Origin of the sequence: Actinomadura sp. CNU-125 (assembly GCF_001942465.1) — a bacterium.
Classification (GTDB): Bacteria; Actinomycetota; Actinomycetes; order Streptosporangiales; family Streptosporangiaceae; genus Spirillospora.
Genome location: NZ_MKJY01000218.1, coordinates 1 through 9107, shown reverse-complemented (window position 1 = coordinate 9107; position 9107 = coordinate 1). Strand labels below are relative to the sequence as shown.

11 protein-coding genes and 1 pseudogene are annotated in these 9107 nt (G+C 74.7%); 3 read left to right on the top strand and 9 right to left on the bottom strand.

The annotated features are described in order from the left end of the window. The 3 genes and pseudogenes from BJF79_RS67205 to BJF79_RS23955 all read right to left on the bottom strand — a co-directional run. Nucleotides 1–183 (bottom strand): hypothetical protein (locus BJF79_RS67205; protein WP_410050132.1); only part of this gene is annotated, 183 nt, incomplete at its 3' end. 224 nt (nucleotides 184–407) lie between these two features. Next, nucleotides 408–785, bottom strand: a pseudogene (locus tag BJF79_RS67200) (BTAD domain-containing putative transcriptional regulator); the annotation flags it as partial. A gap of 370 nt (nucleotides 786–1155) precedes the next feature. Then, entirely contained in the window at nucleotides 1156–3294 is a 2139-nt protein-coding gene (locus BJF79_RS23955; RefSeq protein ID WP_075900624.1) for an MMPL family transporter, read from the bottom strand. A gap of 143 nt (nucleotides 3295–3437) precedes the next feature. Between BJF79_RS23955 and BJF79_RS23950 the strand changes: the two genes are divergently transcribed. After that, the gene (locus BJF79_RS23950) at nucleotides 3438–3770 is read left to right on the top strand and encodes a cytidine deaminase (RefSeq protein WP_083733774.1); all 333 of its coding nucleotides are present in this window, start codon (nucleotides 3438–3440) and stop codon (nucleotides 3768–3770) included. A 25-nt stretch (nucleotides 3771–3795) separates the two neighbouring features. Here the strand turns inward: BJF79_RS23950 and BJF79_RS23945 are convergent, their stop codons facing one another. The 4 genes from BJF79_RS23945 to BJF79_RS23930 form a co-directional block, all read right to left on the bottom strand. Beyond that, nucleotides 3796–5133 (bottom strand): hemolysin family protein, encoded by a 1338-nt coding sequence (locus BJF79_RS23945; RefSeq protein ID WP_083733772.1) that lies wholly within the window; start codon nucleotides 5131–5133, stop codon nucleotides 3796–3798. Then, nucleotides 5130–5609, bottom strand: coding sequence for an rRNA maturation RNase YbeY (gene ybeY / locus BJF79_RS23940; RefSeq protein WP_075900622.1), 480 nt, complete (start codon nucleotides 5607–5609; stop codon nucleotides 5130–5132). Before ybeY ends, BJF79_RS23945 begins: the two co-directional genes overlap by 4 nt. Then, nucleotides 5606–6658, bottom strand: coding sequence for a PhoH family protein (locus BJF79_RS23935; RefSeq protein ID WP_075900620.1), 1053 nt, complete (start codon nucleotides 6656–6658; stop codon nucleotides 5606–5608). Before BJF79_RS23935 ends, ybeY begins: the two co-directional genes overlap by 4 nt. A gap of 201 nt (nucleotides 6659–6859) precedes the next feature. After that, nucleotides 6860–7204: a histidine triad nucleotide-binding protein gene (locus tag BJF79_RS23930; RefSeq protein WP_075900618.1), complete on the bottom strand. Its 345-nt coding sequence runs from the start codon at nucleotides 7202–7204 to the stop codon at nucleotides 6860–6862. Between the two features lie 298 nt (nucleotides 7205–7502). On the opposite strand from BJF79_RS23930, the gene BJF79_RS23925 reads away from it, so the two are divergent. Both BJF79_RS23925 and BJF79_RS23920 read left to right on the top strand, forming a co-directional pair. Next, nucleotides 7503–8090 (top strand): SigE family RNA polymerase sigma factor, encoded by a 588-nt coding sequence (locus tag BJF79_RS23925; RefSeq protein WP_075900626.1) that lies wholly within the window; start codon nucleotides 7503–7505, stop codon nucleotides 8088–8090. After that, a complete protein-coding gene (locus BJF79_RS23920) occupies nucleotides 8087–8335 on the top strand; it encodes a hypothetical protein (protein ID WP_075900616.1) in 249 nt (82 codons plus the stop codon). The genes BJF79_RS23925 and BJF79_RS23920 overlap by 4 nt, the downstream gene beginning before the upstream one ends. Before the next feature lie 219 nt (nucleotides 8336–8554). Here BJF79_RS23920 and BJF79_RS23915 read toward each other — a convergent pair whose 3' ends face one another. Next, nucleotides 8555–8857, bottom strand: coding sequence for a hypothetical protein (locus BJF79_RS23915; RefSeq protein ID WP_143220119.1), 303 nt, complete (start codon nucleotides 8855–8857; stop codon nucleotides 8555–8557). After that, nucleotides 8854–9107: RsmE family RNA methyltransferase (locus BJF79_RS23910; protein WP_143220118.1), on the bottom strand; the 254-nt coding region annotated here is incomplete at its 5' end. The genes BJF79_RS23910 and BJF79_RS23915, both read right to left, overlap by 4 nt.

The following is a 9107-nucleotide window of genomic DNA, read 5'->3' as shown; positions in this document are numbered from 1 at the left end:
GGGGCGCAGGCGGGCGGCCAGGGCGGCGTCCGGCGGGGGCGGCCGCCGCGAGGTCGCGCAGCAGCTCGGCCACGGCCAGGCGGCGGGCGCCCCGCCGGTCTCCTGCGCGCGGCCCCACGCGCACGTCCAGCCCCGGTCGCCGAGCCGCCGCGCGAACCGTTCGGCGAGGGCCGTCTTGCCCATGCCCGCGTCGCCGCCGAGGAGGACCACGCCGCCCCGGCTCCGGCGCGCCGTCCAGCAGGGCCAGGCTCCCCGTCCCGCCCGACGAACGCGGCGGCCGGGGGCGCCGGTCGCAACAACGCCGGACGCGCCGCGGCGGGGGGTTCGCCCAGGTCGGGGGCCTGCGCGAGGATGTCGGCCTCCAGGCGGCGCAGCGCCGGGCCGGGGTCGCCGCCGACTTCCCCGGTGAGCGCGGCGCGGGCCCGGCGGAGCGCGGCGAGCGCGTCCCCCTGGCGTCCCGCCCGGTACAGCGCGAGCGCCAGCAGCACCACGCCTCCTCCCGCAGCGGGTTGGCGGCGGCGTGCTCCTCCAGGTCGGGGACGGCTTCGGCCGCGCCCCCGAGGGCCAGCAGGCCCTTCGCCGCGGCGTTCGGCGGCGAGCCGGCGGCGCTCGTCCAGCCGGACGGCTTCGGCGGCGGCCCACGGCAGGTCGGCGAACTCGGCGTAGGCGGGGCCGCCCCAGCGGGCGAGGGCGTCCTCGGCGCGGCGCCGCGCGGCGGCCGGGTCGCCCGCCGCCAGCAGCTCGCCCGCCTCGTCGACGAGCGCGTCGAACCGCCACGCGTCCACGTTGCCGTCCGGGAGGCGCAGCGCGTAGCCGGGCGCGCGGTGACCAGGACGCGCGCGGGGCGTGCGGGGGCGGGCGGCGCGGTTCCAGGGCCCGCCGCAGTGCGACACGAACGACTCAGGCCCGCGCCCGCGCGGGGCGGGGCCGTCCCGGCCCACAGGTCCTCGACGAGCGTGTCCGCCGGGACCATCCGGCCGTGCGCGGCGGCGAGCCGGGCCAGCACCGACCGGCGGCGGCGCCCGCCGAGGTCGGCGGGCGCGCCGTCCACCACCGCGCCGAAGGCGCCGAGCACGCTGACGACGGGCGCGTCCACAACAGTCGACATGTCCCGATCAGACTAAACCGGGACATGCCGACCGCCGTGATCGCCTCCTACGCCCGGCTGGGCTCCGGCGCCCGCGCGTCGTCGCCCGCCGGGGCCGGCACGGCGCCGCCGTGCAGGTCGATGTTCGGGAGGACCCGGTCGAGCCATCCGGGCAGCCACCAGTTCCCGCGGCCGAGCAGCGCCATCGCCGCCGGTACCAGGACGAGCCGGACGACCGTCGCGTCCAGCGCGACGGCGACCGCGAGGCCCACGCCCATCTGCTTGATCACAAGCCCGGGGTCGGCGGCGAAGCCGAGGAACACCGCCACCATGATCAGCGCCGCGCTGGTGATCACCCGGCCGGTCACCGCGAGGCCCGCCGACACCGAACCGCGCGCGTCCCCATGCCGCAGCCACTCCTCCCGGACGCGCGACAGCAGGAACACCTCGTAGTCCATCGACACGCCGAACAGCACCGCGAACATCAGCAGGAGGATGAAGCTGGACACCGGGACGCTGTGCGGCAGGCCGAGCAGCTCGGCGCCCCACCCCCACTGGAACACCGCGGTGAGCACCCCGTACGCGGCGGCGATCGACAGCAGGTTCATCAGGGCGGCCTTCAGCGGCGCGAGGATCGACCGGAAGACGAACACCAGCATGACGAACGACGTCGCCACCACCGCGCCGATCACCGGCCACAGCCGCTCGGACAGCAACCGCGACAGGTCCACGTAGGCCGCCGTCATCCCGGTGACCTCCGCGCCGGGCGGCAGGACGTCCGCGCGGATGCCGTCGACGAGCGGCGTGACGCGCTCGTCCTGCGGCCCGTACTGGGGCGTCACGGCGAGCACCGCCGCGTCGCGGCCGTCCTGACAGCCGGGGCGGCGCGACGGACGCGACGCCCGCGGTGGCGGGCGAGCCGGTCGCGCAGCCCCGGCAGCGCGGCCGGGCCGGTCTCGGACAGATCGACCGCGACCAGCAGCGGGCCGTTCGCGCCCGGCCCGTACGCGTCGGCGACCAGGTCGTACGCCTGCCGGACGGTGTTGGACTCCGGCTCGCTGCCCGCGTCGCTCGGCCACGTGCGCATGCCGAGGGCGGGCGCGGCGAGCGTGAGCATCAGCACCAGCCCGGCCAGCAGCCACGCCACGGACGGCGGCCCACGTGCACCGCCCAGCGGCGGATGCGCGGCGACTCGGCCGCGGGCGCCGCGCCGGACGCGGCGCGCGGCGGCGCAGCACGCGCCGTCCGGCCAGGCCGAGCACCGCGGGCAGCAGCGTGACGGCGCTCGCCACGGTCGCCGCCACCACGATCCCGGTCGCGAACCCCATCGTCATGAACACCGGGATCCGGGACAGCACCAGCCCGCACAGCGCCAGCAGGACCGTGAAGCCCGCGAAGAGCACCGACTGCCCGGCGGTGGCGATGGCGCGGCCCGCCGACTCCGGCACGTCCAGCCCGGCGGCGAGGCCCTCGCGGTGCCGGGTGAGGATGAACAGCGCGTAGTCGATGCCGACGCCGAGGCCCACCATCATCGCGAGCGTCGGCGCGGTCGTCGCCACGTTCGCGACCGCCGCCAGCAGCGTGATCCCCGACACGCCCACGCCCAGCCCGGCCAGCGCGACCACCAGCGGCAGCCCGGCCGCCACCACCGACCCGAACGCCAGCAGCAGGATCACCAGGGCGGCCACGATCCCGGCCGCCTCCGCGACCCCGCCGGGCGCGGTGACGTTCTCGGGCACCTGCCCGCCGAACTCCACCTGGTAGCCGGCGTCGGTCAGGCTCCCGGTCGCGTCGCGGAGGGCGTCGAGCGTCGGCCCGGTCTCCAGGTCGGTGACCGGCGCCGAGTACCGGACGGTGAGCAGCGCGGTGCGTCCGTCGGGGCTCGGGACCGGCGGGTCCACCGTGCCGACGTGCGGCAGCGCGCGCAGTTCGGCGCCCGCGGCGGTGAGCGCGGACGGGTCGACGCGCCCGTCCGCCGCGTGGACGACGACGCGCGCGTCCGCGCCGGACAGCGCCGGGAAGCGGTCCCGCAGCAACTCGGTGGCCTGCTGCGACCCGGTCCCTTCGAGGGTGTAGTCGTCCTGCAGCGAGCCCCCGCCGACCGCGGCGGCGCCGCCCACCGCGGCGACGAGCGCCAGCCACACCACGACGAACCGCCACGGCCGCAGGGCGGCGGCCCTGCCGAGGCGGTACAGCAGACGGGACATCACGTTCCCCCAGAAATCCGGATTCGAGACTCCGAGGGTGCCGCCCGCCGCTTGGCGCCCACTTGGCACCGACTTGCCGCCGCACATGACGCCGCTTGCCGCGGGTTGAGGCGAGTTGCGGCGAGTCCCGTACGATCGGGGGCGTGAGCGAGCTGAACTCCGAGGACGCGAAGATCATCACCCTGGCGCGGTCGTCGCGGGCCCGCAACGGCGCCGCCGAGGGCGCCGCCGTGCGCGACGAGACCGGACGCACCTACGCGGCGACCAGCGTGGACCTGCCGTCGCTGCGGCTGTCCGCGCTCAAGGTCGCGGTCGCGATGGCGGTGTCCAGCGGCGCCGAGGACCTCGAAGCCGCCGCCGTCGTCACCGCCGCCGACGCCCCCGACCCGTCGGACGTCGCCGCCGTCCGCGACCTCGGCCCCAAGGCGCCCGTCCTGGTCGCCGGGCCCGACGGCACCGTCCGCGGCACCCTCTGACCCGTCCCGCGAACCGGGGCGGGCGTCAGGACTCCCGGTCGCCGGTGTCGATGCGCCGCACCACGACGGTGCCGATGCGGTTGCGGCGCCCGGCGATCGTCTCCGCCTTCAGCGACAGGACGGCCCCGCCCTCGGCGTCGTCGTCATCGTCGTCGTCCGGGCCGCGCGGCGCGGAGCCGACCTCCGCCGTCGAACCCTCGATCGGGACGCGGCCGAGGGCGTGCGCCAGCAGGCCGCCGACCGTGTCGACGTCCTCGGCGTCGATCTCGACGTCGAACAGTTCGGCGAGGTCGTCGACCGGCAGCCGCGCCGTGACGCGGGCGGCGCCGTCGTCGAGCCAGGTCACCGGCGGGATCTCCCGGTCGTACTCGTCGGTGATCTCGCCGACGATCTCCTCCAGGATGTCCTCGATCGTGACGAGGCCCGCGGTGCCGCCGTACTCGTCGATGACGATCGCGACGTGGATCCGGCGGGCCTGCATCTCCCGCAGCAGCTCGTCGATCGGCTTGCTGTCGGGGACGAACGTCGCCGGGCGCATCACCGAGTCGACCGTCTCGACCGACTCGCCCTCGTGGTGCTCGTGGCTGCGCCGCACGACGTCCTTGAGGTAGGCGATGCCGACGACGTCGTCCTCGTTCTCCCCGACGACCGGGATGCGGGAGAAGCCGCTGCGCAGCGCCAGCGACATCGCCCGCCGCAGCGTCTTGCCGCGCTCGACGAACACGATGTCGGTGCGCGGCACCATCACCTCGCGGACGAGCGTGTCGCCGAGCTCGAACACCGAGTGGATCATCTCGCGCTCGTCCGGCTCGATGAGGCTGCGCTGCTCGGCCAGGTCGACCAGGTCGCGCAGCTCCGCCTCGGACGCGAACGGGCCCTCGCGGAAGCCCTTGCCGGGCGTCAGCGCGTTGCCGAGCAGGATCAGCAGCCGCGGGAGGGGGCCGAACACGCGGGTCACCGGGTGCAGCACCGCGGCGCCCGCGAGCGCGATCCGGTCGGCGTGCTGGATGCCGAGCGTGCGGGGCGCGACCCCGACCGCCACATAGCTCACCACGATCATGAACGTGGCGGCGACGACGTAGGCGGGCCACGTCTCGTCCAGCCACGAGATGCACAGGTCCGCGACGATCACGGTGGCGATCAGCTCGCAGCCGATGCGCAGCAGCAGGACCATGTTCACGTAGCGGGCCGGGTCGGCGACGACCTCGGCCAGCTTCTTCGAGCCGCGCCGCCGCTCCTTCGCGAACTCCTCGACCGTCACCCGGGAGACCCGCGCGAGGGCCGTCTCGGTACTGGCCAGCAGGCCCGCGAGGACCACCAGCAGGGCCGCGAGCCCGGCCAGCCACGCCTGTGCGGTGGTCACCGCCGGCCGCGTTTCTCCCGCCAGGAGGTGAGCAGCCCGGCCTGCAGGCCGAACATCTCCTTGTGCTCCTCCGGCTCGGCGTGGTCGTACCCGAGGAGATGGAGGATGCCGTGCGTGCACAGCAGTTCCAGCTCGTCGGCGGTGCTGTGCCCGGCGGTGCGGGCCTGCCGCTCGGCGACCGACGGGCACAGGACGACGTCGCCGAGCAGCCCCGGGTCGACCTCGTCGTCCTCGTCGGTGCCGCCGGACAGGTGCCCGGGGCGCAGCTCGTCCATCGGGAACGACAGCACGTCGGTGGGACCGGGTTCGTCCATCCACTCGACGTGCAGCTCGGTCATCGCGTCCTCGTCGACCAGCAGGACCGACAGCTCCGCGAGCGGATGCACGCGCAGGCCGTCCAGCACGTGCCGGGACAGCTCGACGAGGGCGTTCTCGTCGACCGCCGCCCCCGACTCGTTCAGCACCTCGATGCTCACCGGGACCCTCGCTTGCGTCCCGGGCCGCCGCGCGCCGCGTCCTTCTTGAGCTCCGGCACCCGCGACTCGTCGTAGCGGTTGTAGGCGTCGACGATCTCGGTGACCAGCTTGTGCCGGACGACGTCCTGGCTGGTCAGCCGGGAGAAGTGGATGTCGTCGACGCCCTCCAGGATGTCCTGAACGACGCGCAGCCCGCTCTGCGTCCCGTTCGGGAGGTCGACCTGCGTGACGTCGCCCGTCACCACGACCTTCGAGCCGAACCCGAGCCGGGTGAGGAACATCTTCATCTGCTCCGGCGAGGTGTTCTGCGCCTCGTCGAGGATGATGAAGGAGTCGTTCAAGCTCCGGCCGCGCATGTAGGCCAGCGGCGCCACCTCGATGGTGCCCGCGGCCATCAGCCGCGGGATCGAGTCGGGGTCGACCATGTCGTGCAGCGCGTCGTACAGCGGCCGCAGGTACGGGTCGATCTTCTCGTAGAGGGTGCCGGGCAGGAACCCGAGCCGCTCCCCCGCCTCGACCGCCGGGCGCGTCAGGATGATGCGGTTGACCTGCTTCTCCTGCAGCGCGCGGACGGCCTTGGCCATCGCCAGGTACGTCTTGCCGGTGCCCGCCGGGCCGATGCCGAACACGATCGTGTGCTTGTCGATCGCGTCGACGTACCGCTTCTGGTTGAGCGTCTTCGGGCGGATCGTCCGGCCGCGGCCGGACAGCACGTTCAGGTTGAGCACCTCGGCCGGACGGGCGTCGCCCTCTCCGCGCAGCATCGCGAGGCTCCGCTCGACGGCGTCCGGGGTGAGCTGGGTGCCGCCCTTGAGCATTTCGAGCATCTCGGTGAAGAGGCGGGAGACCAGATCGGTGTCCTTCTCGGACCCGGTCGCGGTGATCTCGTTGCCGCGGACGTGGATGTCGATGCCGTCGCCGAACGCGCGCTCGACCGCGTGGAGCAACTCGTCCCGGGAGCCCAGCAGGCTCACCATCGAATGGTCGTCCGGCACCACGATCTTGATTTGGGCGCGGTCGTCGCGCCCAGTGTGAGTTGATTCGACCATCAGCCGGGCCTTACGGCCTCTCGGACCTGCCTTCTGTCTGCTCCGGGTGTGCAAGGTGTGTCGGTTCCATGGTACCGACCGCCCTCCACGGTGCGCCGCCGTATTTCGCGCGCCCCGGTGCTCGCGCGGCCCGCGAAACGGCGTCCCGGACGAACCCCTGCCCGGGCCCGGCCGGCGGGCCCGGAGAGGGTCCGGCGACCGTCAGCCGGGCGGCCAGTTCAGGCCGCGGCCGCCCAGCACGTGCGCGTGCACGTGGAAGACGGTCTGGCCCGCCTGCGCGCCGGTGTTGAACACGACCCGGTAGCCGGTGTCGGCGATGCCCTCGTCCGCGGCGACCCCGTGCGCCTCGCGGAGCACCTCGGCGAGCAGCTCGGCGTCGGCCGCGGCCAGCTCGCCCACCGTCGGATGGTGGTCCTTCGGAATGACCAGGACGTGCGTCGGCGCCTGCGGGTTGATATCGCGGAACGCCAGCGCCCGGTCCGACGAACGGACCACCTTCGCGGGCACGTCCCCGGACACGATCTTGCAGAACAGGCAGTCGGTCATCTGTCTCCCCTCACGCGGCGGCGACCGCGATCGGAATCCTATCGAGACACGCGCGGGCATGGTTCGCGGCGCCCCGCGACGCTAAGGTTTCCGCGATCGATCTCCGGTTGTCGAGCCGTTTCCGACCGGCCACTGGTTAAGGTTGTCAATTCAAGGCGTACCCCCCGGTTCGCAGCCTTTGCGGCACGCCTTGACACGGTCGGTGCCGCCCGGTTCATGCCGCTCTCGGGCTGACCGACCGAATGGGCGGCCGGGGGACGGCAAAGGCGGCGGACAGGTGACCGAGGCAGACCAGAAGATGCCCTTTCGTAAACCGGACGAGGAGGGCGGGCGTCCCACAGACGTGACCGAGACCCTCGTGGCCAGGGGCACGGCCGGGGCCGTTGCCGTCGCCTGGGACGCCGACCAGGCGGTGACCGCCCTCTACAGCGCCAACTACCGGTCGCTGGTACGGCTCGCCGCGATGCTCGTACGGGACGCGGGGACGGCCGAGGAGGTCGTCCAGGACGCGTTCGTCGCGATGCACGGCGGCTGGCGGCGGCTCCGCGACCCCGACAAGGCCCTTTCGTACCTGCGGCAGTCGGTGGTGAACCGGTCCCGGTCGGTGCTGCGCCACCGCGCCGTCGTCGAGAAATACGCCCCCAAGGGGCTCCCGGACATGCCGAGCGCGGAAGCCGGGGCCATCGGGGAACTGGAACGATCGGCGGTGATCGACGCGCTCTCCCGGCTCCCACCGCGCCAGCGGGAGGCGCTCGTCCTGCGCTACTACGGTGATCTCTCCGAGGCGGAGATCGCCAACGCCATGGGGATCTCCCGCGGCGCGGTCAAGAGTCATACCGCACGCGGCATGACCGCCCTACGCAACGTCCTGGAGCAATTCTCATGACCACCGACCCCCACGACGAGCACGGCGAGATCCTTCGCCGGGCCCTGAACGCGGAGGCGGAATCGGTCATCCCCGCCGACGACGGCCTGGACCGGATCCGCGCCCGGATAGCCGACGGCGGGAAACGGCGCGGGCCGCTCGGCCGGTTCGCCCTCGCCCGCCTCGGGCCCGGCGTCTCACCGTCGGCTGGGCGCGCCCCGTGCTCGCCGTCGCCGCGGCCGTCGCCATCGCCGGGTTCGGCGTGACTGCGGGCCCGCAGACCATCGAGCTGATCCAGCACACCGTCACCGGCGACGGCCCGTCCGGCGGCGGAGGCGGCGACAGCACCGAGGACCGCACCGGCGCGCACGTGCCGCCGGTCGTCCCAGGCGACCCGTCGTCGCCCGCGCCGACGGCGAGCCCCACGCCCAGCACGTCCGAGGAGGCCGGGGCGCCGTCGTCCTCGCCGGGACTGTCGTCGTGCGTCATCGCCCGCGCGGCGGCACCGCGGCACCGTCCTCGTCGCCCTCGTCCAGCGCCGCGCCGCCGACCGGCGGGCCCGCCGGGACGCCGTGCCCGGGCGGGCAGACGCCGCCCCCGTCGTCGCCCAGCGACTCGCCGACCACGTCGCCCCCGCCGCCGGACACCTCGCCGGAGCCCAGCGACGAGCCGTCGCCGTCGACCAGCGGCACCCCGTCGACCACGAGCGAGCAGAACGCCGCACCGGCCGGTCCCTGACCGGGGCCTTCATGGCGCCGCGCGCCGCCGGGCGGTGCGCGCGCGGTCACCAGCGGCCGGTGGCGGCCTGCAGGACGGCGGCCGCCGCGACGCCCGCAGTCGAGGTTCGCAGCACCGTCGGGCCGAGCCGCACCGGACGTCCCCCGGCCGCGCCGAACGCGGCCAGTTCGTCCTCGCTGATCCCGCCCTCGGGGCCGACCACCAGGACCACCTCACCGGCCGCGGGCGGCCGGGCGGCGCTGAGCGGCTCGGCGGCCTCCTCGTGCAGGACGAAGCGCGGCGGACGCGCCCGCGAGCGCC